The following is a 25,371-nucleotide window of genomic DNA, read 5'->3' on the forward strand; positions in this document are numbered from 1 at the left end:
GGCCGGCCGGCCCGTACCCGCTAGTCGGTGCGCAGCAGATAGTAGAATCGCCATGCCTCCGGCGCCGACTTACCGCTCTGGGCATCCAGGAACACGACCAGACCATTGTCGTTGATCACATTGAAATAGTGGCCGCCCTCACCTGCATTCAGCTTGGCCTGCGTGGGCCTGCCCAGGACAATTCCTCGAGCCCCGTGCCCCCAGCTCCGCACATCGTTCACGACTCCGGAGAGACCACCCTTCTGAACGAAGTCCCTGGTACTGCCAGCAAGTTGCAGGAGCGCCGGTTCGAACAGCCTTTGCTCCGCAGGGTCCACCGCGGCCGGGAGCCTCCCGGCGAGCAACTGGTCGGTGGCGACGGCGACCGGCCCGCAGTTCGCGTCCCCGCAGCCGGGATTTATCCGTAGCTTGAGCCCCGGCGTCGTGGGGACCAGGTAGCTTCCACCAAAACGGCTGGTTCGAACGTCAGCGTCCCACCAACGTCGGTCCGCGGGGCGGCCGCCACCCCCCAGGCCCCCCGAGGAGCGGCCGCTGCCCGCCTCCGTGGCGTTGGCGAGGATTGCGCCGGAGCGGCCCGCGGGGGCACGGGCGATGGTGCCGGCGGCCGCGTTGTCGCCGACGGTGCCGGTGGCCCGGAGGAGGTTCTCGCTCAGGGACGGGGTCACCTGGGCCGGGAGGGCCGCGGTGGGGACGGAGTGGTCGGCTGCCTGGACGGTGCGGGCGACCGTGACGTCGGTGCCCTCGTTCCTGGCCGCCTGGACGGCCCGGCCCTCCGGGGAGGCGAGCCAGCGCTGGTGGGCGGCCTCCTCGGCGGCGCGCTTGGCCTCGGCCGCGGCGGCGTCGGCGGCCTCCTTCCTCGCCGCGAGTGCCCTGGCCTCGGCGGCGACGAGGCGGGCCTCGGCGGCGGCAGCACGGGTTGCGTTGACTCCGGCGACCCAGGCGGCGAGCGAGCCTTCGGCACTCTCGGCGGCCGCACGCCCGCCCGCTGCCCCGACGCCCCTGGCAGCGGCACGGCCCCCCGCCGCCTCGGCGCCCCTGGCGGCGGATCCGCCGATCTTCCCGGCGACGGCCTTGGCGATCTTGCCACCGGCCTTGGCGACGCCCCAGCCGACGGCTCCGCCGAGGGCTCCACCGGCAGCGGCCTCAAGGGCGGTGGAGGCGTCGCAAGCACCCGTGCCGTAGAGGCAGTCCATGGCGTACTCGGAGAGCCCGGACGCCGCCCCGCCCGCGGTGGCGAGGAGCAGGCCGCCGCCTCCGGTGGCCCCGGCGACGGCGCCGCTGACCGCACCCTTGGCGGCGGACCAGCCGGCGTCACCCCAGTCCCACTTCGCGCCGTCGGTGGTCGCGTAGTCGACGGCGTAGGAGCCGACGCCGATGACCGCTCCGGCGATGGCGCCGATGACAGCGCTGCAGAGCATCGCGCAGTGCCCGCTGGGGTCGGTCTGGTCGAGCGGGTCCTGGGCCGCGTAGGCGTAGTGGTTGCCGAGGACCGACGGGTCCTGGTTCTGGTCGATGGTGTCGCGGCTGGTGAAGGCCCCGGCGGCGGGGTCGTACCAGCGGGCGGCCATGTTGGCGCGGCCGGTGGCGGGGTCGGTCCAGGCGCTCTGGTAGCCGCGGGCGGGTCGGGTCCCGGCCGTGCCGAGGACGGCGCCGAACGGGTCGTAGCCGACGGAGCCGGTGAGCGCGGTTCCGGTCGCGGTGAACCCGCCCACCACGTCGGTGTGCCGGTCGACCAGGGCGAGCGCCGTGGCGCCGTTCTGCTCCCAGGAGAACAGTCCGCCGGTCGCGTCGTGGTTGTAGACGGAGGAACCGTCGCCGACGAGGACGTTGCCCGCGCCGCTGTAGCGGAAGGTGCGGGAGCCCGAGCCGGCCAGCCGGTCCAGGCCGTCGTAGCTGTAGCCGCTGGTGCCGTCGCTGATCAGGCGGTCGAAGGCGTCGTAGGCGGAGGTGGTGGTGCCGGACGCGGTGGTCGCCGTGGTGCGGGTGCCGCGCGCGGAGTACCGGTATTCGGTGGTGCCGTCGGAGACGAGCCGGTTGCGGGCGTCGTAGACGGCGGTGGCCGGTCCGGCGCGGACCCGGTTGCCCGAGGCGTCGTAGGCGTAGTCGGTCCTGGTGCTGCCGTTGTTCCAGCTGGTGAGGCGGCCGGCCAGGTCGTAGCCGTAGGTGTTGGCGGCGGCCGCGGCGGTGCCGGCCGTGGTCTTGCCGACGAGGTGGTCGACCAGGTCGTAGCGGTACTCGACGGACGCCTCGGTGGCGCCGCCGGGTGCGGTCAGGGTGTCGGAGGCGACCCGGTGCAGCGCGTCGTAGCCGAACGTGCGGACGGCGCCGCCGGTCCCGTAGTTGACGCTGGTGACCTGGTCCAGGCTGTTGTAGCCGTAGGTTGCGCGGACGCCGGTGACGGTGTCGGTGAGGCCCGCCGGACGGCCCGCCTTGTCGTAGCTGAAGGTGGTGCTGTCCGCCGCGTCGGTGCGAACGGTCAGCTGCCCGTTGGCGTCGTAAGTGAAGGTGGCGTCGCCGGACGGGCCGATGGCCGAGGTGAGCAGGCCCCGGTCGTCGTAGCCGAAGGTGTTGTCGCCCCCGACACCGGCGACGCGAAGCATGCGCCCGGCGAGGTCGTAGCCGTAGGTGTGGGCGGTGGTGGCGGCCTCCGCGCCGCTGCCGGTCTCGGTGACGAGCCGGCCGAGGCCGTCGTAGGCACGGGTGCGCACTACGCCGCCGGGCTCGGCGAGCCGGACCGGTCGGCCGGCGGCGTCGTAGCTGATGGTGCGGGTGCGGTCGGCGGCGTCCGGGTAGGCGGCGGTGGCCGGTTCGACCAGGGACTCCGGCAGGCCCCACGCGTTGTAGGTGGTCAGGAACGCGTTGCCCCGGCCGTCGGTGAAGCGGGTCCGGTTCCCGGCCGTGTCGTAGCCGTAGCCGCTGCTGATCGACGTGGTGGCGGTGACCGGTTCGGTGAGCCCGACGAGCCGGCTCGCGGCGTCGTACGTCCGGGTGGTGCGCACGCCGAGCGGGTCGGTGATGGCGGTCGGGTTGCCGGCCCGGTCGTACTCGGTGGCGGTGGTGCGCAGGGTGGCGCCGGCGGGGTCGAGTTCGGCGGTGCCGGTCTGTCGCCCGGCCCCGTCGTAGCGGACGGTGCGGGCGCTGCCGTCGGGTGCGGTGACGCGGACGGGTCGGCCCGCCGCGTCGTAGGAGGTGGTGGTGCGGTGTCCGAGCGGGTCGGTGACGGCGACCGGCAGGCCGGCCGCGTCGTAGGCGGTGGTGGTCGTGTTGCCGAGCGGGTCGGTGACGGTGACGGGGTTCCCGGCGTCGTCCCAGCCGGTGGTGCTGGTGTAGGCGGCGCGGGGCTTGCGCAGGACGGCCGTGGTGGTCACCTGGCGTCCGAGGTCGTCGTAGGTCGCGGTGGTGACGGCACCGGTCGGATCGGTCGCGGTGAGGAGTTCGCCGAGCGGGTCGTAGGCGGCCTTCCAGACGCCGGCCGGGGTGGTGGCGTCGGCCTTCGGCTCGGTGCGGGTGAGCTGGTTGTCGAGCTGGTCGTACCCGTACGTGGTGGTGCGGCCGGCTTCCACGACGGTGGCGGGACGGCCGGAGGCGGTGTAGGAGACGGCGGTCGAGTAGCTGAGTGGCGTGCTGGAGCCGGGGGGCCGGTAGCCGCTCACGGTGACGGAGTTGGGCCGTCCGTTGGGGTCGTAGTCGTAGGCCGTGAGGGCGCCGAGCGCGTCGCGGCCCAGCATGATCTCGCCGTAGGTGTTGTAGGCGGCCGCGGTGGTGGCCCGGGTGGCGGTGGGAGCTCCGCCGTTCTCGACGGCGACCGGCGGTGCGGTGGTCAGGACCGGCCGGCCGGCCGCGTCGTAGGCGTAGTCGGTGGTGTAGGCCGCCGGGTCGGCGCCGGGTGCGTTGCCCCTCGGGTCGGTGCTGGCGGTGATCAGGCCGCGGCCGTCGCGGGTCCAGGTGGTGGTGAGGTCCTCGGTGCCGGTGTGCGCGGTGCTGGCGACGATGCGGCCGGCCGTGTCGTACCGGCTGTCGACTGCGGAGAGCACGGTGCCGGCGCGGTCCTTGCTGACCGTCCTGACCCGGTTGCCGTCGGCGTCGTACTCGGTGGCGGTGACCTGGTCGACGGTGCCCCGGACGGTGGTGCTGACCACCCGGGCGTCGGCGTCGTAGCCGAGGGTGGTGGTGCCGGCGCCGCCGCCGGTGGTGACGGTGACGGGGTGTCCGGCGGCGTCGTAGTCGATCCGCTGGAGGTCGATGTCGCGGGTGCTGCCGTCGGGGTTGTGGAACCCGACCGCGGTCGCCCGGGCCAGCAGGCCGTCGTCGTAGTAGCGGTACCGCTGGGTGCGGCCCATGGCGTCGGAGGTGGCGGCGAGCCGGCCGGCCGGGTCGTAGGAGTAGGAGTTGATCCGCAGGTCGCGGGGCGTCTCCGGGTGGTCGGGGTCGCTGCCGGTGTAGCCCTTGAGGGTGAGGCTGACCGGCTGGCCGTTGTCGGAGAAAGCGGTCACCCAGGTGCGGCCCGAGGTGTCGGTGACGGAGGTCGGGCGGCCGAACAGGTCGTAGGCGTTGACGACGGTCCGCCGGCCGTCCGGGTCGGTGACAGCGCCGACCCGGCCCGCGCTGTCGTAGGTGGTCGACCGTGTGCGCGAGGGGTCCGAGCTCTCGCCGCCGAGGTTGTCGCTCTCGACCGTCGACAGGACGTTGCCGTCGTCGTCGTAGCCGATCTGGCGGACGGGGTAGTGGACCTGGCCGTTCAGGGCGTAGCTGAGCGGGGGCGAGTCGGTGCGCACGACCCGGTTGCGGCTGTCGTAGGCGGTGGTGGTGGTCAGGCCCGCCGATGGCCCGCCGGGCCAGGTGACGGTGCTGCCGGTACGGCGGCCCACGTTGTCGTAGGTGTACGTGGTGGTGCTGCCGCCCGGCTCGACGACCTGGGCGAGGTCGGTGTTCTTGTAGTAGCGGTAGCGGGTGACGCCGCCGCCGGGGGTGGTGACGGAGGTCAGCCGGCCCGCGGGGACGGTGCCGCCGCCGTAGGCCGTGACCGGGCCGGTGGAGTACTCCTGGGCGGTGTCGCGGCCGTTCGGGAAGCCCGGGGTGGGCGGGGTGAGGGTGTGCAGCAGGTTGCCGGTCGCGTCGTACTGGTAGGTCGTCTGGTAGGTGGTGTCGGCCGGGCCGGAGGAACGGGCCTCCCGGAGCGAGATCGGCCGGTCGTTGCGCGGATCGGTCGGGTTCCGGGGGTCGGTCCAGTAGTCGGTATAGGAGGTCTGGCAGGAGGTGGGCGTGCGGCAGGTGGTGCGGCTCAGCACGTTGCCGCGGCTGTCGTTGGTGACGGTGACGGAGTGTCCGGCCGGGTCGGTGGTCCGGTCCGGGTAGCCCCGCTCGTCGTAGTGGAAGGAGGTCACACCGCCGAGCGCGTCGGTGCTGGAGGTGCGCCGGCCGCCGGCCGCCGGGTCGAAGGTGAAGCCGAGCGTGCGGCCGCCCGGGTCGGTGACGGTGTTCCTGAGCTGGACACTCACGTACTCGCCCATGACGATGCCCTGGGCGTCGTAGGTGCTCCGGAGCTCGTCGGCGGTCAGTGCCCGCGGGTAGACCGCGAGGTGGCCGAGGCCGCCCTGGAAGTGGCTGCGCACCTCGGTGCCGGCGGCAGGCCAGGAGGCCGGGAGGTAGCCGACGCCGGCCTCGGCGACCTTCTGGGTGACGCGGTTCGGGGCGGGCGGAGCTCCGGTGTCCTGCTGGCGGCCGTCGAGGTAGAGCCGGCCGCGGCCGGCGGCGGAGTCCCAACTGTAGGCCGCGGTGTGCCAGTCCTGCATGCCCGAGATCCGGTCGCCGGTCAGGACGTCACCGGGGGTGGTGCCGAAACCGCCGTGGAGCCGGCCGTCGGTGCCGACGTAGAGCAGCGGCTGGGTCTCGCCGGGCCCGGCGGCTTGGTAGGCGTTCAGCGGCCGGTCCGCCGTGCCGAGCAGCACACCGGGCCGGTTCCCGGAGAACTGGACCTCCACGGTGAAGTCGCCGGAGGTCGGGACGGTCTGCTCCGGCAGGGACAGCGAGGAGGTCGCGCCGAAGTTCGCCACGGTGGGGACTCCGGGCGCGTTGGCCGACATGCCCGGCTGCGGCAGGCCCAGAGTGACGTTGGTGAAGGTGCCGTTCCGGTCGCCGTCGGTCCCGTGGACGGCGGAGTGCGCGACCGTGCCGGACGGCTCGTCCATCCGGTAGTAGGCGCTGGGCCGGGCGGCCAGCACCGCCGAGGTGTGGCTGATGCCCGCCGGGTGGAACGGCTCAGGCACCGAGGGCTTCCAGTGGCCGCCGTTGGCATCGGTCAGGTCCGCGACCCGGTCCCGCCGCAGGTCGTACCCGATGGTCGCGTAGCGCCGCCCGGACGGCAGGGTGATCGAGGTGAGCGCCGAGCCGACCCCGCGGGCGAGATAGTGCTCGGCCACCTGCTCGGGGCTCAGGGCGTAGGAGTAGGAGGCGAACTCGTCGATGGAGCCGGCGAAGTAGCTTGTCCGACGCTGGTACTCGAAGCCCGGGTAGCCGGTGACGGTGTGGCCGCCCCCGATGATGCCAACGTCCGAGGCGGGCAGCGGGATCACCGCCGCGCCGCGGCCGACCGCCCGCTGCCCGTCCAGGTAGAGGGTCTGGCCGGTGCCGGTGGCGGCGATCACGGCGTGGTGCCAGGCGCCGTCGGTGACCACCCGGCCGGCCACGAGCGGCTGGTGGGTGGCGTCCTGGAAGCCTCCGTACAGCCGGCCGTCGGTACCGACGTAGAGCGCGGGCACGTCCGGCGAGGCCGGCGGGCCGGTGTCGCCGACGTCGAGGCGTCGGCTCTGGTAGGAGTACAGGATGCCGCTGCTGCCCGCGGCGGCCTTGAACCAGAGCTCCACCGAGCCCTGGTTGCTCGCGCCGGAGGCCGCCCGCAGGTCGTAGACGGTGGTCGCGATGCCGTCGAACACGGCCGCGCCGTCGGGGGATCCGACGAGCGCGCCGGAACCGCCGGGCCGAGGCCCGCTGTAGAACGCGCCCGGGCACGCGGCGCAGTGGACCACCTCGTCGCGGGCCGCGGCCCAGCTGTCCCCGGCGACGACCGGGTCGGCCAGGCGGAGGTAGCTGGTGGGAACGGCGTCCGTCACCAGGGAGGAGTAGTGCGAGATGCCGGTGTAGTCGTAGGCCGTGCACTTGGTACCGGCGTCCGGGGCGCACACCTTGACGAGCAGGTCGCCGAGGTAGTCGTAGGTCCAGGTGAGCGCGGACGAGGGCACGCCCGCCGTGACGGGGTCGGTGCTCACCTTGGTGACGTGCTGGGTCGTGGAGCCCGAGGGCCTGCCCCAGGTGAAGGACAGGGAGCGGCCGGAGGCTTCGGAGGTGGCCTTGAGGAGCAGGCCGTCGGCGGTGTAGCTGTACCGGACCGCGAGCCCGTTGACGTCGGTGGTCGAGGTCAGCCTGGCCGCCTCGTCGAAGTGCAGGACGGTGCCGGTCTTCTCGGTGAGGTCGAAGCCGGTGGTGCCGGTCTCGACCAGGGTCGCGAAGCGGCCGGCGGGCGGGGTGTAGGAACCGTCGGCGTTGTAGGCGAACCTGACCCGCTGCCCGTCCGGGAGGGTGATCAGCGCGTCACCGCGACCGTCGAAAGTGAGCCGGGTGTCGTAGGGACTGCTCCAGCCGGTGCCGAACAGGCCGGCGGCGCGGGTGTCCAGGCTGTTGTAGACACGGGTGACATCGAGCGGCGGACCTGCCGTGGGCACGGTCGCGTCGGTGGCCGAGGTGGTGTAGTCGCCGGTCAGCGGGTCGACCCCGGGCATGACCGGATCGGTGGCGGCGCCTAGGTGGGCCGCGACACCGGGCTGCGGTACCCGCGGGGTGATCCGGCCGACCGGTGAACTGACCATCACCCGGCCGTCGTTGAGATCCACCCACCAGGCGTAGGTCTGGTTCCAGGCGAGGTCCCCGGGCCGGATCTGGAAGGTCCCGCCGGCCTGCGCCGGGTAGTTGACGACAGTGCCGTTGCGTGCCAGGTGCAGGGTGTAGGTCAGCGTGGAGGGCCAGTGGTCGACGTCCCGTCCGGTGACGGTGAGCACCGGGGTGAGGGTCGCCGGGGAGAAGCCGTCCGGCGGCGCCTGGGCGTCCACCACCGGGTCCACATTGGTGACTTCGAGGGTGAAGCAGCCGCCCGGGGGGATGCCGGAGAGGTCGGAGAACCAGCCGCCGAAGCGGCTCACCATGTCCCAGCAGATCACGTAGGAGCGCGGTGGAAGCGCCCCGATCGCCCCGTTCAGGGTGATCTCCGTGTTCGGCGGGACGTCCACCGGCATCGTGGTGTGCACGCGGTTGGCGACCGGCATCTCGGCCAGCGTCACCGGGTCGTAGAGGTGGTAGGACAGCCGGTAGCCGTTGCCGGGCTGCCACGTCTCCGCACCGTGGTTGGCGACAGTGACGGCGATCTCGCCGGACTGGCCGTTGGTCACCGGCGGGGAGACCGGGGCGCCGTCCACCGTCGCGTAGTAGGCCGCCTCGACCGAGTAGTTGATCTGCAGGTAGGGCTTGTTGGCGGAGGCCGCGGAGGCGAACTCCCGGAGCACACCGGTCGGGCCGCGCAGGGCGAATCCGCAGTCGGACGGGGAGCGCCCGTGGGTGCAGTCGTCGAGCAGCGCCGCACCGGCAGAGCTGATCCCGATCCAGCCCCAGTCCTGTCCCGCGCCGAAGTCGGCCGAGCCGATTTCGGCGCCGGTGGTCACCCCGTCGACGCGGTTGACGCCGGTCGGGGACCAGGACGCGGTGATCGGGGCCAGCGACACGGACCCGTCGGCGCTGCCGTACACCTGGTAGAGGTGGAGCGCGGCGCTGACCACGTAGGCGTTGCCGAGATTCCCGCGGATGTTGCCGAAGGAGAGGTAGGACTCGAAGCGGTGCCCGGTACCGTCGCCGCCGACCAGGAGCAGCGCGTTGCCCGCGTGGTTGGCGCCGCTGAAGTCGTCGACGTAGGTGGACGCGCTCGACGTGCTGCCCGCGGTGACCGTGGTCGGGTCGACCGCCACCGGGTAGACCCGGGCCGGGTCGTCCAGCCAGGCCCGGTCGGCCGTGACGGTCAGCGTGTACCGGCCGCCGTCCTCGCGCAGCCCGTAGTGGACGGCCGTGGAGGTGTTCGGTGCGCCGGGCGCGGAGTCGTGCATCAGTCCGCGCGGCACCCGCATCCGTTCGGCGCCGGCGCCGTCCCGGAACACGACCTCGCCGTCCCCGGTCAGGGCCGGGGTCAGGCCGGTGTTCCGGATCGGGAACGACCAGGTGTTGCCGGCATGCGGGCCGGCCAGGACCAGTTCCTCCTTCACGCCCCCGGTCATCGCGGTCACCGACAGGTCGGTCTCCGGCAGGATCGACGGGTAGACGGCGGTGGCGCCGGTGACGACCGGTGCCACGGGCGCGGCTCCGGCCAAGGTGTAGCCGACGCCGTTGCCGCCGTCGAGGGTGAGCGTCTCCAGTTCGGCGCCGCTGCCCCGGTCGGCCAGCGAGAGGGCGAAGGCGTTGCCGCGCATGGTCCAGCGCGCGCCGTCGCGGGTGAGGGTGGTGTCGACGGCCTCCCAGGAGCCGTCCGCCGTACGGCGGTTGACCGGCTCCTGGAACACCAGGCGGGAGCGGGTGCCGTCGTCGTTCTGGAAGGTGCGGGTGTTCTCGGTGCGCTCGGCGACGAGTTCGACGCTCGTGTCCTCGTCGCGCTCGTGCCCGGACCGGCCGGCGCCGGAGCCGGAGGCCGCGATCTCCACCGGGCCCGTGGAACGGGGCGCGGCGGCCGGCGGGACGGTCTCGGCCGCGGCGGCGAACTGCGGGCGGTTGGACACCCGGGCCGCGGGTGCGGGCGCGCCCGAGGCGGGCGGCTCCACCGACGGGGCGCTGTGGGCGGCCCCCGGTTCCCGGTCCGTGGCCGCGGTGGCCGCGGCCTCGGTCCGCGGCGGCAGGTCGGTGGCGCTCCCTCGGCGCTGCACCGGCATGCTCCCGCCGGCCACCGCGCCGGTCCCGTCCGCCGGGTGCGCGGGTGCCGCGACCAACAGCTCCGAGGAGAAGTTGACCACCAGCGCCAGCAGTACGGCGGTTGCCACCCGGCGCGTGCCTCTGATCCGTCTCCCGGTTCGACGCACCACGAATACCCCCAGTCCCCCGTGCCACTCAGGCGTGGCTCTGCGAAGCGATCATGGGGGTGGGAAGCCGGGCGTGTCAGCGCCTGCCGGGCGGGAAAATCGGCTCCGGGCACGGAGTTCATCCGTCGGCTACTCCGCGTGCGCTGCCGCTCCGTCCGTGCGGCACCGTCCGTTCGACCACGCCCCGGGGAGGGGGCTGCGTCCGGGGCGGGTGGGACGGGGAGAGGGAGTCGAGGAGGACCGGCCCGACGGGCGGTCAGTGGTCGTCGGTGACCGCCAGCGCGTCGGCGATCAGGCGGGTGGCGAAGTCCTGGTCGTCGCCGACGATCCGGTTGATGTGCTCGGCGAGGAGGACGGAGGTGGCCTCCAGGGGGTTCATCTCGGCGCCGGTCCAGTCGCCGTACTGGGCGCGCCACAGGTTGGGGCTCAGGCCGGTGCCGGCGGCGATCAGGAGGCCGGCCATGGTGGGGATGACCTCGGGGCGGAAGGTGTTGGGCATCATTCGCATGGTGGCCACCAGGGTGGGCACCACGTGCTCGACCACCTCCTTGTCGTGCCGTTCGCAGACCGCCCGCAGCCAGTCCATGTACATGTAGATGAGCGTGCACACGCCTTCGAGCAGGGCGTCGGCCTCCGCGGGGCCCAGGGAGGCGGCGAACTGGTCGACCATCCGCTGCTGTTCGGGGTCGGTGCCGGTCCGGCCGTCGTAGATGGCCTTGAGCCGCGAGTCGATCACCATGAGCGCGGTGCTCACATCACCGACGGGCGCGTTGGCGGGGTCGCAGGGCGATGACACAGGATTCCTCCTCGGACGGACGCAGTGAGTAGCGTCGCATGTTCGCAGGGTGGCGCGTCGAGGAAAAGCGGAATCCGGGGCTGCCCGATGTCCGGTCAGCGGACGGTGACCCTGAGGTTGGCGAGCAGGGTGGTGCCGTCGGCGGAGGTGGCGAGGACGCGGCCCGAGCGGTGCCAGTAGGTGACGGCGCCGGCGTGGTGGCGCACCCCGATCCGGTCGCCGGCCGCGTTCGGCACCAGGACGGTGGGCCCGGGCTCGGAGCACGGGCCGGTCCCGGCGTACGCGCGCAGGCCGGTGCCGTCGGGGGTCGGCACGGTGAGTGCCCAGTGGTCCCCGTCGGCGGCCGGGCCGAGCATGGCCCGTCCGTCCACGGTCAGTTCGGCCTCCGGAAGGTCGGCGGTCCAGCGCAGCACGGTCCGGTCCTCGGAGGCGATGCCACCGTCGGGGTCCAGCAGTCCGGCGGGCAGCGGCTCGACCGTGAGCAGGCCGCCGGCGGCGAGCACGACCGGGTCGGGGGTGTCGGCCGGGTCCGTGCGGGACAGCAGGTCCGTCAGGGCGTCGTCCACCCGTTGCCGGGCCCGCAGTTCCCAGCCGGGCAGGTCCCAGCGCCACACCTCGGTGAGCGGCGAGCGGGCGGTCGACGGGCTGCGGACGAGCGCCGCGCAGCCGCCCGCGGTCCGGGTGATGCCGCCCAGCAGCCTTTCCTCGCCGCCGAGTTCGCGCCAGACGGCGACCGGGCGGGGGGCCGTGGTGTCGAGGACGACGATGCCGCCGTCCGCCGCGGCGATCAGCCGGTGGCCGTCGTAGGAGGGGGCCAGGTGCCGGGCCCGCAGGGTGGTCCAGGGCCGGACGGTGCGGGTGGCGAGGTCGAGGTGGGCGAGTCCGAGCAGGTCCGGGCCGTGGTCGGTCACCAGCAGCGCGCCGCCGCCGTGGTCGGCCAGGACCAGGCGGTCGGTGGGGGTGTCCCAGTGGGCCCGGGTGCGGCCGTCGGGGGCGAGCAGCCGGGCGCCCGCCTGGCCGCAGGCCACCAGCAGGGAGCCGGAGGCGAGCAGTACCGCGTCCAGGACCGGCAGGGTGCCCGGCCGGTCCACCGCCGTGTACGCGGGGGCGGCGCCGACGGGCCGGGGCAGCGGCCTCGGGCGGGGCAGGTCGGCGGCGGTCAACGGGTCGGCGCGGGCGAGCAGTCGGTCGAACAGGGAGTGCTCGGCGACACCGCCGCCGAGGCCTCCGTCGCGGACGGCGGCCCGGGCGGCGGCGGTGGCGAGTTCGCGGTCGGTGGCCGGGTCGGCGGCGGGCAGGCGGGCGAGGGTGGCGGCCAGCACCGAGCGGCCGGTGGCGTTCGGATCTCCGTCGCCGTCGAGGACGGCGCGGGCGAGCGCCCGGGTGGCGGACCCGGCCTCCAGGACGAACAGCTGGGGCATGGCGAGCAGGTGGGGCAGGGCCCGTCCCCGGGTGGGGCCGCCGAGGGCGACCGCGTCCCGCAGGTCGGCGGCGACCGAAGGCCGCAGCGCCTCGTCCGGCCAGGCCGCCTCGACCGCGCCGAGCCGGTCGCCGGCCGCGCGGCAGTGCTCGGCCCAGGCCGCGCGCAGTGCACGGGCGGCCTGCGGGTCGGTGGCGGCCAGCCGCTCGACGGCGGTGGCGAAGGCACCCCGGCGGTGGGCGGTCCGCACGGCCCGCGCGCGGTCGCCGGACCGCCACCACAGACGGACCACCAGGTCGGCGGCCAGCTCGCGGCCCTCGGCGAGTTCGGCGGCCTGGGTGAGGCGGTCGTGCCGTTCGAGCAGGGCGACGGCCTCGGCGGGCGCCGCCAGCAGGTCGGCGAGGACGAAGGCCGCCTCGTCGAACCGGCCCTGCCGCTCCAGCCGCTCGGCGGCGGCCCGGTAGAGCTCGGTGAGGTGCTGGTGCACGGTGCGACCGGAGAACGCGTTCGTCGCGGCCGGGCCGACGGGGTGCGGGGTGGGGCGCAGCTGCCCGGCGAAGCGCTTGGGCAGGGCGAGGGAGAACCAGGGGCGCCCGGCCGCCGTGTCGCCGCGCTCCCGGTCGGCCAGCGGGAGGGCGTCGCGCAGGGCGTCGTCCCAGCGGTGCTGTTCGAAGGCGCGGGTGAGGTCGCGCAGGTAGCGGGCGTGACGATGGTGGAGCAGGTGGGCGGCGGGAGTGCGCAGGGTGAGCCGGGCCAGCAGGTCGCCGAGCCAGGGGCGGCGGGCCCGGCGCGGGGCAGGGGCGGGAGTGCCACCGGCGGGGGCGGGGGCGGCCGTGGCGGCATGACCGGTTGTCGCTCCGCCCCCGTCCCGAGCGGCGCGCCGGCCGAAGAGCGCCCCGTAGGCGAGGGCCGCGGCGATCGAGGCGTAGACGATGCCGCCCGGGTCGACCTCCAGGTTCTTGAGCAGGCCGAGGCCGAAGAGCACCACGAACAGCAGGGGCACCACCATCAGCAGGACGACGACGACCACCGCGTGGCGGGGGCCGAGGGCGATCGGCCGGGCCGTCTGCCACCAGGCGGCGCCGCTGCCGGTACGCCCGCCGGACGGACGGTCGGACGGCCGCCGGGCTCGGCGGCCGCGGGCGGACCGCGTCTCGGCGGTCAGCCGCCGGGCCCGCTCGGAGCTCGGCCCGATACCCGCCGCCGCCCTCAGGTCCGGCCGGGCGACGGCCGGCACCGAGTCCTCGACGGGCGGCGCCTCGGGCGCCGGGGCCGCGCCGAGCGGACGCGGCCGGTGCAGGGCGAGGCCGCTCGGGTCGAGCCAGTCGGCGGGGTCCAACGCGGGCAGTTCGCCGACGATCCGGGTGACCGTCGCTCCGCCCTCCGTCAGCACGAGCCGGCCGTCGGCGGTGACCGCGGCGGAGCGGGGACCGGGACCGGGCGCGCCCGTCGGCGCCCCGTGCCCGGTGCGCTCCAGCGGAAGCCCGGGCGCCAGGTCCGCCCGGGTGCGAACCGGTTCGGGCAGCAGCAGGAGCCAGCGGCCGTCGGGCAGTTCGCACAGCCGCGCGTCCGCACGCCAAAGGTCGAGGACACGCTCGGCGGCCTCCGGCACACCGATCAGCGGCACGTCGAGCACGAAGCCGACGGCGGGGACGGTCCCGCCGACACTCCCGGTGGGGGCGTTCACCTTTGTTCTCCCAGGATGCCCCCGGCTTTGGCCGGGGGAGGAATGGGTCCTTGGCTCGGAGCCGTGAAGCGGCGGAGCGAGCTTCGGAGGTTTGGACGTGAGCCGTTGTCAGTGGCTCTCGGTAGGTTGATCCCGTGCACCTTCGGTACTCCTATCGGCTTTACCCGACGGCGGGTCAGCGACAAGCGCTGGCGCGGACGTTCGGGTGCGCGCGGGTGGTGTACAACGACGCCTTGGCAGCGCGGAAGCAGGCCCGTAAGGACGGCCTGCCGTATCCCAGGAGCGCCGACCTCCAGAAACTGGTCATCACCGGGGCGAAGCGCACGGCCGAGCGGGCGTGGCTCGCGTCGGTCGGTGTCGATCCGCTGATCCAGTCCCTGCGAGATCTGGACACGGCGTACCGGAACTTCTTCGACTCCGTGTCCGGCAAGCGGGCCGGGCGGCAGGTGGGGCTGCCCCGGTTCAAGTCCAAGCGGGACAACCGGCAGTCCCTTCGGTTCACCCGTAACGGATTCCGCATCCGGGGCAACGGGAAGCTGAACCTCGCCAAGATCGGTGACGTACGGGTGAAGTGGTCGCGGGCACTGCCCGCCGACCCGTCGTCCGTGACGGTGGTCCTGGACCCGTCCGGCCGGTACCACGCCAGCTTCGTCGTGGACGTCGAACCGCAGCACCTGGCCCCCCTGGACACCGAGGTGGGGATCGACCTCGGGCTGACCACCTACGCCGTGCTGTCCGACGGCACCGTGATCGACAACCCCCGCTTCCTGCGGAAGGCCGAGAAGAAGCTCAAGGCCGCGCAGCGCGCCCTGTCCCGCAAGGCCAGGGGCAGCAAGAACCGGGCGAAGGCCCGACGCAAGGTCGCCAAGGCACACGCCAAGGTGGCCGACACCCGCATGGACTGGGCACAGAAGCAGACGACCAGGATCATCCGCGAAACCCAAGCGGTGTACCTGGAGGACCTGAACGTGCGCGGCCTCGCCCGTACGCGCCTGGCCAAGTCCGTGCACGACGCCGGATGGTCCACCTTCCGACGGCTGCTCGAAGAGAAAGCGGCCCGCTACGGCAGGCACGTCGGCATCATCGGCCGGTACGAACCCACGTCGCAGGTGTGTTCCACCTGCGGGGTCCTGGACGGACCCAAGCCGTTGAGCGTGCGCACGTGGACGTGCGGCGCGTGCGGCACCTGCCATGACCGTGACCTCAATGCTGCTCGAAACATCCTGGCCGCCGGACGGGCGGACAGGCTAAACGCCTGCGGAGGGCCGGTAAGACCTGGCGTGGCAATCCCACGCCGGGCACACCCCGTTGAACAGGAACCCACCGGAACGCCGACCGCACCGGGCGCAAGCCCCGTGCCGCAGGCGCGGCCGGAATCCCCGTGCTTTAGCACGGGGAGGAAGTCAATCGTTGCTTCCGATCACATGGTGGATCCGGCCGGTGGTGGCGTCGCCGACCACGACCCGGCCGGGCGAGAACTCGCTCGCGATCAGCGGTTCGGTGGGGTGCACGGCCGGTGGGGCGGTGCCGCCGGAGAACCGGCTCAGGGTGCGGGTGCTGTTGTACCGGATCGCCCGCACCATCCGGCTGTCGGGGGCCCAGGTGATCAGCACCGGCTCGCGCCGGTCGTGGACCAGGCCGACCACCTGGGCGTTCTCCCGGAACGACAGCCGTCGATCCTCGCCGAGCCGGGTCCGGACGTACCAGAGCCTGCCGTCCTCGGACCAGGCGGCCGTGCCGCCCGCGTGCACCAGGTGCCGGGCCAGCCGCTCGCCGGGCTGCGGCGCCCGCTCCAACAGCCTTGGCTCGCGGTGCCGTTCGAAGCCGTGCGGGCCCTCCGCGCGCCGGTCGACCGGGCCGTCGTCGGTGACGGCACCGTCGGGCGCGATCCGGCGCCAGCGGCCGGCGACCGGGACGAGCAGGTCGTCCCCGGAGCGCAGCAGCGGCAGCAAGGGACGGCTCGCCAGCGCCTCCGCGACCGTCCCGTCGAGGCCGAGGAAGGCCGGGTCGACGGCGAACTCCGCGGCCCCGCCGACCTGTCGGCCGCTGACGTACCGGAGCACCCGGCCCCGGTGGAGGTGCAGGGCGAACAGCCTGCGGCCGGTCCGGCCTGCGGCGATCACCTGGCCGTTCAGGTGGTGCGCCTTGGTCCGGGTGACGGCGTCGTGCTTGTGTTCGGTCAGGCGCACGTCCGTGGCGAGCAGGGTCCCCTCGCGCCGGCCCCGGGTGAGCAGAACGGTCGCATCGGTGGTGAAGGCGGGCAGGGCCCGGCCGGGCGGGCCGGCCGCGTCGGCGGGCGCCGGGACGAGCACCGGCCCGGTCCGCCGGAACTCCGCGCCGCGCAGCGCCCGGACGGCGATGTCGGCTGCGGGCAGCGGCAGTTCGACCTCGGTGCGGTCGAGGCGGACGGTGACGTGGGTGGCGCCGGCCGGGCCCCAGCGGGCCACCTCGGTGGCGAGGACGCGAGGCGTGCCGGAGGCTCCACCCGCTGCCGCAGCGGGACCGGGCGGCAGGTCCGGGAGCCTTTCGGCGAGCCGGGGCGAGGTGAGCAGCCAGACGCGGTCGGCGGCGTCCAGGTCGGCGGTGGCCTCCCGCACCTGCTCGGCGGTCGGTTCGGCGGGGCGCCGGGCCGCGAGCCAGGAGGGCAGCAGGTCGGCGGGGTCGCCGGAGAGCCACCGGCCGGGCGGGTCGCCGAGCACTCCCACCAGCAGTTCGCTGCCGCGGGCGGCGGCCCGGCGGTGCAGCACCAGCAGCGCGGCCAGTTGGACCAGTCGGCCGGCTCCGGCCTGGGACGGGCCGGCGTCGACCAGGACGACCGTCCGGCCGCGTGCGGCGGTACTGCGGAACTCGGGTGCGAGGTAGAGGAGTTCGCGGTCGACGAAGCGGCGCAGGAACTCGTCGGGGTGTTCCTCGGCGAGCAGCCATTCGGCGGGCAGCAGTTGCTCCGGCCGGCCGGAGCGGCCGATCCCGCCCGTCCCGTCCGGCTCCCCCGGTCCGTCGGTCACCGGCTCGCGGATACCGACCAGTTGGTCCAGGCGTCGCAGCAACGGCCCCAGGGCGACTGCGAGTTCGGGGCTCAGCGCGGAGAGCGCCCCGGCCCAGGGGGCGAGGGCGGCGGGCAGCCGGGCGGCGCTCATCGTCCGGCCCGCCGGGTCAGGGGCGTGAGGGCGTCCGGGTCGGTGGCGGCGGCCGGCGGTGCGGCCACCAGGGCGTGCCCGGGGACGAGCAGGCAGAGTTCGCCGGGCCGGGCGCCGAGGGCGGCCCGCCAGAGGGCCGCGGCGGGCCGGGGGCGGGCGGTGGTCGGGACGAGCAACTCCCCGTCGTGGCCGAGGTAGTGGGCGCCGTCCGCCCACGGGAGGTCGGCCTCGGCGCCGAGCACGAGCAGGGTGGTGTCGTCGGCGAGCACGCCGAGCCGGGCGCCGTCCGTGAGGCGGTCCCGGGTGGCGGCGGCCAGGGCCGGGACGGCGTCGCCGATCGCGAACACGGCGGCGGCGGTCAGCGGGGGCTCGCGGCGCTCCCAGGTGAGCGCCGCGGCGGGTGGTGGGGTCGGTTCGGCGGTGGTCACGAGGGTGCGACCGCCGTGACGAGCTCGGCGCGTATGCCGACCAGGGCGGCGGGCAGGTCGGCCGGGGCGAAGCCGGCGTCGATCTCGCGCAGCGCGGCCTCCAGGCGCAGCCGGGAGTCGCGGCCCTCGGGCAGGCCGCGGTGGTCGGCGAGCAGCGCGGCGCCGGTGCGGGCGAGTCGTTCGGCGCGGGCGGCCGAGCTGCGCGAGAGCTCCTCGGCGGCGTGGGTGAGGCTCTGGTTGGCGGCCTTCCCGATCAGGTCGCCGAGGGTGTCGCGGGCCAGCGCCTGGGTGTCGGCGGTGGAGGCGACCAGCGGCAGCACCCACAGGTCGCGCGCGGTGGCGACGGTCCGGCCGTCCAGGACGGCGGCGGCCGCGACCAGGCGCTGGGAGCGGACGGCCCGCCGGTCGCCGACGGGCACCCCGGCGGCGCGCAGCCGGCGCAGCGCGGAGGCGAGCAGCGGGGTGACGCCGTCGAGTTCGCAGTCCCGCGCGGCGGCGGCGAGCCGGTCGAGCGCGCCGAGCCGGCCGTCCGGGTCGGTCGGGCCGCCCCCGTCAAGCGCTACCGGGGCCGGGGCCGGTCGGCGGCCGGCCTCCAGAAGCTCCTCCAGCCGGGCGTCCGCCACCGGGTCCACGAAGACCCGGGCGAGGAACCGGTCGGCGAACGCGGCCAGCGCCGGGTCCTCCGGCAGGTGGTTGGCGGCGCCGACACAGACCCGCAGCGGGCTGGCCAGGGCGGTGCCGCCGCGCCGGAACACCCGCTCGTTGAGCAGGCCCAGCAGGGTGTTGAGGACGGCGGTGGAGCCGAGGAACACTTCGTCGAGGAAGGCGATGTCCGCCTCGGGCAGCATGCCTGCGGTCTCGAACTCGACCCGGCCCTCGCGCAGGCTGCGCAGGTCGACCGGGCCGAACAGCTCGTTGGGCTCGGTGAACCGGCCCAGCAGGTACTCGAAGTACCGGCCGCCGAGCTGTCCGGCCACCCGCCGCACGGCCTCCGACTTGGCGGTGCCGGGCGGTCCGACGACGAGCAGGTGCTCCCCGGCGACCGCGCAGAGCGCCACCACCTCGGCGACCGTCTCCCGGTCGACCAGGCCGCGACCGGCGGCGGCCACGACGCCCGCGATCAGCTCGGCGTCCTGGCGGAGCACTGCGGGAGGGGCCTCGGCGGGAGTGCTGGTGTCGGTCACAAGCACGGGATTCTAGGGCCGCCGGACCGGCCACCACCAGCGGGTTTCCGCCGGGTCCCACGCCGCTCCGGGCCCGCTCCCGCCCCGCCCGCGCGCCGCTCCGGGCCCGCGGCGGCCGCGGGCCCGGACCTCCGGCAAGGTGTCAGCCCGCCAGCTTCCAGAGCTGGCCGCCGCCCATGCCCCGGTCGCAGTTCCACGCGCCCAGGGGGTTGCCGGCGCCGTCGGCGGTCAGGCAGCCGCCGTTCGGGTAGCCGTTCTGCATGTTGTAGACGGCCCGGATCCGGTACCAGCCGTTGCCGTACTCCTCGAACCGCCAGGACTGGTTGCTGCCGCCGTGCGCCTTCACCAGGTGCGTCTTCCACTCGTTGGGGATGACGTCCAGCACCATGGCACCGCGGAAGTCCGTCTCGATCTGCCAGTTGCCGTTGCCCTGGTCCCACAGCGCCCACTTCTGGGCCTGGGTGCCGTTCGGCTGCCAGCCCTGGATCCACGTCCCGGCGCCGGTGTTGCTGTTCGCGAGATCCATCGCGAGGCCGGTGTCGGAGACCAGCGAGGTCACCTTCCCGTGCGCGGGCCGGCCGCCCTCGCCCCTGGCGCGGGCGTCGGCCGCCTCGTGCGCGGACTTCTGCGGCGTGGTCGGGAACCAGTAGGTGTACTTGTCCCTGGTGCTGCCCGCCGAGCCCGTGGAGTGGGTGTGCCCGAAGTGCCGCCAGTTCTGGTAGCCGTAGTTGCCGTCGTTGCTCCAGACCTGGCCGTCGGAGTCGAAGACGTACACGTCGTAGAGCGCCTTGTCGTCGGAGCCCTCGTACTGGACGGTGCCGAAGCAGTTCGACTTCTGCAGGATGTTCTCCTGGAAGCCCTTGCCCGACCGGAAGATGCTGATGTTGTACTCGCCGCGGGTGAGGTACTGCAGCTTCTTGGAGAGGCTTTCCAGGAACCCGGCCTGGTTCTCGCGCAGCTCGGCGCTCTTCCTGGCCTCGTCGATCAGCGACTTCACGAAGTCGGCTCCCGCGAAGACACCGCCGATCACCGCGCCCGGGTCGATGCCCCCGGCCGAGCTCCTCGGCGTGACGGGCGAGGTCCGGACGACCGGGGTGCTGACCCCGCCGACGAACTGCCGGCACTCGACGCCCATGCTGATGTCGGCGGACGCCTGGGTCGGCGCCACGAGAGCGAGACCGGCGGTCGCGGTGACGGCGGCGAGCGCCGTTCCGAGGAACTTGCGAAACATGATGTCTGTCTCTCCGTGAGTCGCTGCCCGGACGGCATCCGGCCGACCGGTTCGAGCGGAACGGGGACGACTCTGGCCCGCCCGCGTAGACACCCCGTACACGACCGGTACACCGCTCCCGCTCAGGCGTCGACGGATCGCTGACGTCCTGTGCACACGCCGCTGGTGTCCTGCTCGACGCCCGCCCCGCAACCGGGAGCGGGGCCGTCGACCAGGAGGAGAAGCCCGTGAAAGCCACCTCGACCCGCACCGCCCGTGTCCGCGCCCGGTCGGCGGGGGCGGTGCTCGCCGCGTGCGCGCTGTCGGTCGGCGGCCTCGCGCTGTCGGCCGTGCCGGCGAACGCCGCTCCGGCAGCAACCGCGGCCGCCGCTGCCTCTCGCACTGCCGCTGCCGATCAGGTGATCACGATCCAGGACCGCCAGAACCACAACGCCCTGGCCAGCGCGGACGGCGAGGGCTCCCGGATCGTCGCCCGCACCTACCGGGACAGCTCCACCCGCTTCCGGCTCGCCGACCGGTCCAACGGCCGGGTCGCCCTCACCCGCGACGTCAACGGCACCGAGCGCGTGGTCGAGATGGACCTCAACGACGGCCGGAGCACCCAGTTCATCCACTGGTGGGCGGGCGACAACCAGCAGTGGACCCTGGAGAACGCCGCCGAGGGCGGCACCTATCTGCACAACGCCCGGGACAACCGCTGTCTGACCTACCACGGCCAGGACCGCGAGGTCACCGTCGAGTCCTGCGACGGCAGCATGTCCCAGCGGTTCGACCTGGTGACCGGCATCGAGCAGCCGCCGACGACGCCCGCGCCCGAGCAGCGGTTCCTCCAGCGCCTCAACGAGCTGCGCGCCCAGTACGGCAGGGCAGCGGTGCGCTCGAACCCGACGCTCGCCCAGGCCGCCCAGTGCAACGCGGTCCAGATGGACCAGCGCCACGTCTCGGGCCACTTCTGCGACTCGGCCGCCGTCGCCAGGGGCCTCGGCTACAACGTGCGGAACTGGGGCGAGATCGCCTTCTACGGCCCCACCACCGTCGATGCCGCCTTCGACGGCTGGGTGAAGTCCCCCCAGCACCTCGGGATCATGATCGGCGACTACACCGAGGTCGGCCTCTCCCGCGTGGGCACCGCCTCCTGGAACGCCGACTTCGCCACCCGCTGACGCCCGGCCCCGGCAACGGCAACGGCTCCCGAGGGGCCGGCCGGACCTCCGCCGGGGGTGCGGCCGGCCCTTCGCCGAGGCTGCGGGCTACAGGTTCGGCCAGCCCTCGCGGTTGGAGCAGGACTCGTAGTCGTAGCGGGTGTCGTGGTCCCACTCCTCGCCCGTCGCCACCTCGTGCACGTACAGCAGGCGCTCGCGCGCGGGCGGCTGCGGGGGCAACCCGCCCGTCCCGCTCAGACGTCCCGGCGCCGGACGACCGTCACCGCGAGCAGCACGGACCCCACCGCCCACCCCGCGTAGGCGAGCCACGAGCCCGCCACCGTCGCCGGGTGCGGCGGGAGCAGCACGTTCGTCAGGTCGACCCAGGACAGCCGCCGCCAGGCCGTGAGCGGCAGGGCGTGCACGATCGCCGCCGACCAGGCGTGGTTCTCGTTGAACGAGGCGGGCAGCAGGAAGAGCACCAGGACACCGGCGACCACGGTCGCCGCCGCGTGCCGGATCAGCACCCCCAGGCCGAAGCCGACCAGCGCGCAGACCGGCGCCAGCAGCGCGGCGGCCGCGACGACGCGCAGCGCGCCCGGCTCGGTGATCGACACCCCCGCGTGACGGCGGCCCAGCAGGGCCTGCGCCGCCCAGAAGGAGACCCCGGCGGCGACCGTGCCGAGGCCGAGCATGGCCGTCGCCAGCACTCCGGCCTTGGCCAGCAGGACCGCCCGGCGGTCCGGGACGGCGGAGAAGGTGGTGCGGATCATGCCGCTGCTGTACTCGGCGACGACCACCGCGGCGCCGACCCCGACCGCGAGGAGCATCAGGAGGTCCACGGCCGCGATGGTGAACGAGACGTTCAGCGCCTGACTGACCCTCCCGGATCCGGGCGGCGGGCCGCCGGGCTCGGTGTTCAGGTAGGTGTAGCGCGCGGCGTTGAGGTTGACTGCGACGAGGACCAGCAGGCCGGTCCCCAGTACCCAGGGCATGGAGCGCAGGGACCAGAACCTGATCCACTCGGCGGCGTACAGGTCCCGGAAGCGGGGCCGGGGGTCGGGCTCGGCGGCGTCGACGGTGAGAACAGTGGCGTTCGGAACGGTGGTGGTCATCGCGGTCCTCCGGCGGAGTGGTCGGCGTGGTCGGCGGTGAGGGCCATGAACGCCTCCTCCAGGGAGGCCGTACGGGCGGTCAGTTCGAGCAGCGGGACGCGGTGGTCGAGGGCGAGCGCGCCGATCCGGGCCGGGTCCAGGCCGGTCACCAGGAGCGTCCCGGCGTCGTCGCCCGGCCGCACCTCGCCACCGGCCGCCCGCAGGGCGTCCGCCAGCGGCCCGGGCCCGGCGGTCCGGACGGTGACGCCCGGTCCGGTCCCGCTCTTCCCGGCGCCGCGCGCGGCGAACTCCGTGAGGCTCTCGTCCGCGATCAGTCGGCCGCGGCCGATGACGACCAGGCGGTCCGCGGTGTGCTCCATCTCGCTCATCAGATGGCTGGAGACGAACACCGTCCGCCCCTCGGCGGCCAGCTTCCGGAACAGTTCGCGCACCCAGCGCACGCCCTCCGGGTCCAGCCCGTTCAGCGGCTCGTCGAACAGCAGCACCGGCGGGTCCCCCAGCAGCGCGGCCGCGATGCCCAGCCGCTGCTTCATCCCGAGCGAGTACCCGCCGATCCGGCGCCCGGCTGCGCCGTCGAGCCCGACCTCCGCCAGCACCTCCTCCACCCGTCCGCGCGGCACCGCGTTGCTCCGGGCGAGCGCCCGCAGATGGGCGCGGCCGCTGCGGCCGCCGTGCACGTCGCCGGCGTCGAGCAGCGCGCCGACGTGCCGCAGGCCGCGCGGCAGCTCCCGGAACGGGCGCCCGCCCACGGTGGCGGAGCCGGCGGTCGGCGCGTCCAGACCGAGGATCATGCGCAGGGTGGTGCTCTTCCCGGCGCCGTTCGGGCCGAGGAACCCGGTGACCAGACCCGGGCGGACGGTGAAGGTGAGCTCGTCGACGGCGGCGGTGCGGCCGTAACGCTTCGTCAGGCGGTGGACTTCGATCATGTGCTCCACACTGCCGCCGGGCCGCCCACCGGCACATCCGACCGGGGAGGACACCTCGGTGCTCCCCGCTGTCACCCCTGGTCGTACAGCCCCGGTCCGATGCCGCGCCCCGCCCCCACCTCGTACGATCACCGCATGTCCGAGACGCTCGCGCCCCCGCCGACCCTCCCGCCCCGGCTCCGGCGGGTACCGCCCGGCGCCTGGACCGCGCTCGCGTGGTGCCTCTCGCTGCTGTGGCCCGCCGCCGCGGACGGCGGCCGTCCGTCCCGGGGGACCGCCATCGACGCGATCGACCCGAACCACCCGCCGGCCGTCCACCAGGACTGGCTGACGGCGGTGTTCACCACCCCGGTCGCCCTCCTCGCCGCCGCCCTGCTGCGCCGCCGACCCCGCACGGCCGTCGCGCTGCTGCTCGCCGCCACCGTGGCGCAGACCAAGGCCTGGCGCTGGGAGCTCCAACTGCCGCCGACCGCGCTGCTCGCGGTGGTCACCGCCCTCTGCCTGGTCACCGCCGCCGAACCGCGCCGGACCTCGCGCGCGGCCCTGGCCATGGTGCTGGGGGCGCTGACGCTGCATCTGCTGCTCGCGCCCGCGCTCGGCGGCGGGCTGCTGCTCACCGGCACCCGGATCGGCGCCAACGACGCGGGCGTCCTGATCGCCGTCATCGCCTGGCTGGTGGGCCGTTCGGTGCACCAGTCCCGGGAGCACGCCGAGGCGTTGAGCGCCCGGGCGGCGGCGCAGGCCGTCACCGCCGAACGGCTGCGGATCGCCCGCGAGATGCACGACACCGTGGCGCACAGCATCGGCATCGTCGCCCTCCAGGCGGGCGCGGCCCGCCGGGTCCTCGACAGCCGGCCGGACCGGGCCCGCGAGGCCCTCACCGAGATCGAGACCGCCGGCCGGGAGACCCTGGCCGGGCTGCGCCGGATGCTCGGCGCACTCCGCCGCGCCGACGACGCCGACCACGCCGACGGCCCGGGCGGCACCGGCGGCCGGGGCACCGACGGCTCGTCCGTCCCGGCCCAGGGCCCGCCCGGTCTGGCCGACCTCGACCGGCTGGCCGCCGCGACCACCGCCGCCGGCGTGCGGGTCGACCTCCGCTGGCAGGGCGAACGGCACCCACTGCCGCCCGAGGTGGACCTGGCGGCCTTCCGGATCGTCCAGGAGTCGCTGGCCAATGTGGTCCGCCACGCCGGCACCCCCTCCTGCCGGGTCACCGTCGACCACCGGAGCCCCGCCGAACTCGCCCTCGACATCAGCGACCGGGGCCGGGGCCGCGGCACCTCCCCCGCCGGCTACGGGCTGGTGGGCCTCCGGGAACGGGTCGCCCTGCTGCACGGCGACTTCACCGCCGCTCCCCGTCCCGACGGTGGCTTCCGGGTCACCGCCCGCCTGCCGCTGAAGGGGTCCGCCCGATGACACCCGCACCGCCCACCGCCCCCGCCGTCCCCGCCACCCCGGTCGTCCCGGTCGTCCCGGTCGTCCGCGTCCTCCTGGCCGACGACCAGCCCCTCGTCCGGGCCGCCCTGGAGATGGTCATCACCGAGGCCGAGGACCTGGAGGTGGTCGGCGAGGCCGGGAACGGCGCCGAGGCCGTCCGCCTCGCCGAGGAACTGCGCCCCGACGTCGTGGTGATGGACATCCGGATGCCCGTGCTCGACGGCATCGAGGCCACCCGCCGGGTCACCGCCGGTCCTTCGCCGACCCGCGTCGTCGTCCTCACCACCTTCGACGAGGACGAGAACGTCTACGCCGCCCTGCACGCGGGCGCCTCCGGATTCCTCGTCAAGGACATGGCCCTGGACGACATCCTCGACGCGATCCGGGTGGTCGCCGCCGGCGAGGCCCTGCTCTCCCCGAGCGTCACCCGCCGCCTCATCGCCGAGTTCACCGCCCGCCCGGCCCCGGCCGTCGCACCCGCGTCAGTGCCCTCGCCCTCGTCCTCGCCGTCGCCGTCGGGGGCCGACCGGCTTGCGGCCATCACCGAGCGGGAACGCGAGATCCTCACCCTGGTCGGCCGCGGCCTCGCCAATCCCGAGATCGCCACCGAACTCGTCCTCAGCCCCGCCACGGTCAAGACCTACATCACCCGCCTGCTCACCAAGCTCGCCGCCCGCGACCGGGTCCAACTCGTCATCCTCGCGTACGAGTCGGGCCTGGTACCGCTGACCGCCGGTCCCTCACCGGACCGGCGGTGACAGC

13 protein-coding genes and 1 pseudogene are annotated in these 25,371 nt (G+C 74.6%); 4 read left to right on the forward strand and 10 right to left on the reverse strand.

What is annotated here, in order from left to right; translation table 11 throughout:
* Positions 1-20 precede the first annotated feature (20 nt).
* The 3 genes from IF01_RS0110545 to IF01_RS0110555 form a co-directional block, all read right to left on the reverse strand.
* Positions 21-10,064: a LamG-like jellyroll fold domain-containing protein gene (locus IF01_RS0110545; protein WP_030393062.1), complete on the reverse strand. Its 10,044-nt coding sequence runs from the start codon at positions 10,062-10,064 to the stop codon at positions 21-23.
* Positions 10,065-10,359: 295 nt separating this feature from the next.
* Positions 10,360-10,899 carry a hypothetical protein gene (locus IF01_RS0110550; protein WP_030393063.1) on the reverse strand — a complete coding sequence of 180 codons (540 nt, stop codon included), beginning with the start codon at positions 10,897-10,899 and terminating at the stop codon, positions 10,360-10,362.
* A 95-nt stretch (positions 10,900-10,994) separates the two neighbouring features.
* Positions 10,995-14,006, reverse strand: a complete 3,012-nt coding sequence (locus tag IF01_RS0110555; protein WP_030393064.1) for a bpX6 domain-containing protein — start codon at positions 14,004-14,006, stop codon at positions 10,995-10,997.
* Positions 14,007-14,140: 134 nt separating this feature from the next.
* Here IF01_RS0110555 and IF01_RS45385 point away from each other — a divergent pair.
* Positions 14,141-15,175: pseudogene (locus IF01_RS45385) on the forward strand (RNA-guided endonuclease InsQ/TnpB family protein); the annotation flags it as partial.
* A 234-nt stretch (positions 15,176-15,409) separates the two neighbouring features.
* On the opposite strand, the gene IF01_RS43770 reads toward IF01_RS45385, so the two are convergent.
* The 4 genes from IF01_RS43770 to IF01_RS0110585 form a co-directional block, all read right to left on the reverse strand.
* Positions 15,410-17,143: a hypothetical protein gene (locus IF01_RS43770; RefSeq protein WP_051755134.1), complete on the reverse strand. Its 1,734-nt coding sequence runs from the start codon at positions 17,141-17,143 to the stop codon at positions 15,410-15,412.
* Entirely contained in the window at positions 17,140-17,571 is a 432-nt protein-coding gene (locus tag IF01_RS41550) for a bpX5 domain-containing protein (RefSeq protein ID WP_037779529.1), read from the reverse strand. Before IF01_RS41550 ends, IF01_RS43770 begins: the two co-directional genes overlap by 4 nt.
* Entirely contained in the window at positions 17,568-18,755 is a 1,188-nt protein-coding gene (locus tag IF01_RS0110580) for an AAA family ATPase (RefSeq protein WP_244215477.1), read from the reverse strand. Before IF01_RS0110580 ends, IF01_RS41550 begins: the two co-directional genes overlap by 4 nt.
* A 142-nt stretch (positions 18,756-18,897) precedes the next feature.
* Positions 18,898-19,986, reverse strand: coding sequence for an RICIN domain-containing protein (locus IF01_RS0110585; protein ID WP_030393070.1), 1,089 nt, complete (start codon positions 19,984-19,986; stop codon positions 18,898-18,900).
* Positions 19,987-20,213: 227 nt separating this feature from the next.
* Between IF01_RS0110585 and IF01_RS41555 the strand changes: the two genes are divergently transcribed.
* Positions 20,214-21,149 (forward strand): CAP domain-containing protein, encoded by a 936-nt coding sequence (locus IF01_RS41555; protein ID WP_037779531.1) that lies wholly within the window; start codon positions 20,214-20,216, stop codon positions 21,147-21,149.
* A gap of 87 nt (positions 21,150-21,236) precedes the next feature.
* Here IF01_RS41555 and IF01_RS50955 read toward each other — a convergent pair whose 3' ends face one another.
* Genes IF01_RS50955 through IF01_RS0110605 form a run of 3 tightly spaced genes read right to left on the reverse strand, consistent with a single transcriptional unit; the run spans position 21,237 to position 23,169 of the window.
* Positions 21,237-21,368, reverse strand: coding sequence for a hypothetical protein (locus IF01_RS50955; protein WP_255360315.1), 132 nt, complete (start codon positions 21,366-21,368; stop codon positions 21,237-21,239).
* A gap of 14 nt (positions 21,369-21,382) precedes the next feature.
* Complete coding sequence (locus IF01_RS0110600; protein WP_030393071.1) at positions 21,383-22,243, reverse strand: ABC transporter permease; 861 nt, start codon at positions 22,241-22,243, stop codon at positions 21,383-21,385.
* Positions 22,240-23,169, reverse strand: coding sequence for an ABC transporter ATP-binding protein (locus tag IF01_RS0110605; protein ID WP_030393072.1), 930 nt, complete (start codon positions 23,167-23,169; stop codon positions 22,240-22,242). Before IF01_RS0110605 ends, IF01_RS0110600 begins: the two co-directional genes overlap by 4 nt.
* A 135-nt stretch (positions 23,170-23,304) precedes the next feature.
* Between IF01_RS0110605 and IF01_RS0110610 the strand changes: the two genes are divergently transcribed.
* Together IF01_RS0110610 and IF01_RS0110615 are read left to right on the forward strand one after the other, a co-directional pair.
* A complete protein-coding gene (locus tag IF01_RS0110610) occupies positions 23,305-24,588 on the forward strand; it encodes a sensor histidine kinase (RefSeq protein ID WP_030393073.1) in 1,284 nt (427 codons plus the stop codon).
* 113 nt (positions 24,589-24,701) lie between these two features.
* Complete coding sequence (locus IF01_RS0110615; RefSeq protein WP_051755183.1) at positions 24,702-25,367, forward strand: response regulator; 666 nt, start codon at positions 24,702-24,704, stop codon at positions 25,365-25,367.
* Positions 25,368-25,371 lie beyond the last annotated feature (4 nt).

The organism is Kitasatospora purpeofusca, assembly GCF_000718025.1.
GTDB lineage: Bacteria > Actinomycetota > Actinomycetes > Streptomycetales > Streptomycetaceae > Kitasatospora > Kitasatospora purpeofusca.

Coding starts and splice junctions, on each gene's coding strand:
- IF01_RS43770 (WP_051755134.1), bottom strand. CDS start 17,143: ATGAGCGCCGCCCGGCTGCCCGCCGCCCTCGCCCCCTGGGCCGGGGCG.
- IF01_RS0110585 (WP_030393070.1), bottom strand. CDS start 19,986: ATGTTTCGCAAGTTCCTCGGAACGGCGCTCGCCGCCGTCACCGCGACC.
- IF01_RS0110600 (WP_030393071.1), bottom strand. CDS start 22,243: ATGACCACCACCGTTCCGAACGCCACTGTTCTCACCGTCGACGCCGCC.
- IF01_RS0110605 (WP_030393072.1), bottom strand. CDS start 23,169: ATGATCGAAGTCCACCGCCTGACGAAGCGTTACGGCCGCACCGCCGCC.
- IF01_RS0110610 (WP_030393073.1), top strand. CDS start 23,305: ATGTCCGAGACGCTCGCGCCCCCGCCGACCCTCCCGCCCCGGCTCCGG.
- IF01_RS0110615 (WP_051755183.1), top strand. CDS start 24,702: ATGGTCATCACCGAGGCCGAGGACCTGGAGGTGGTCGGCGAGGCCGGG.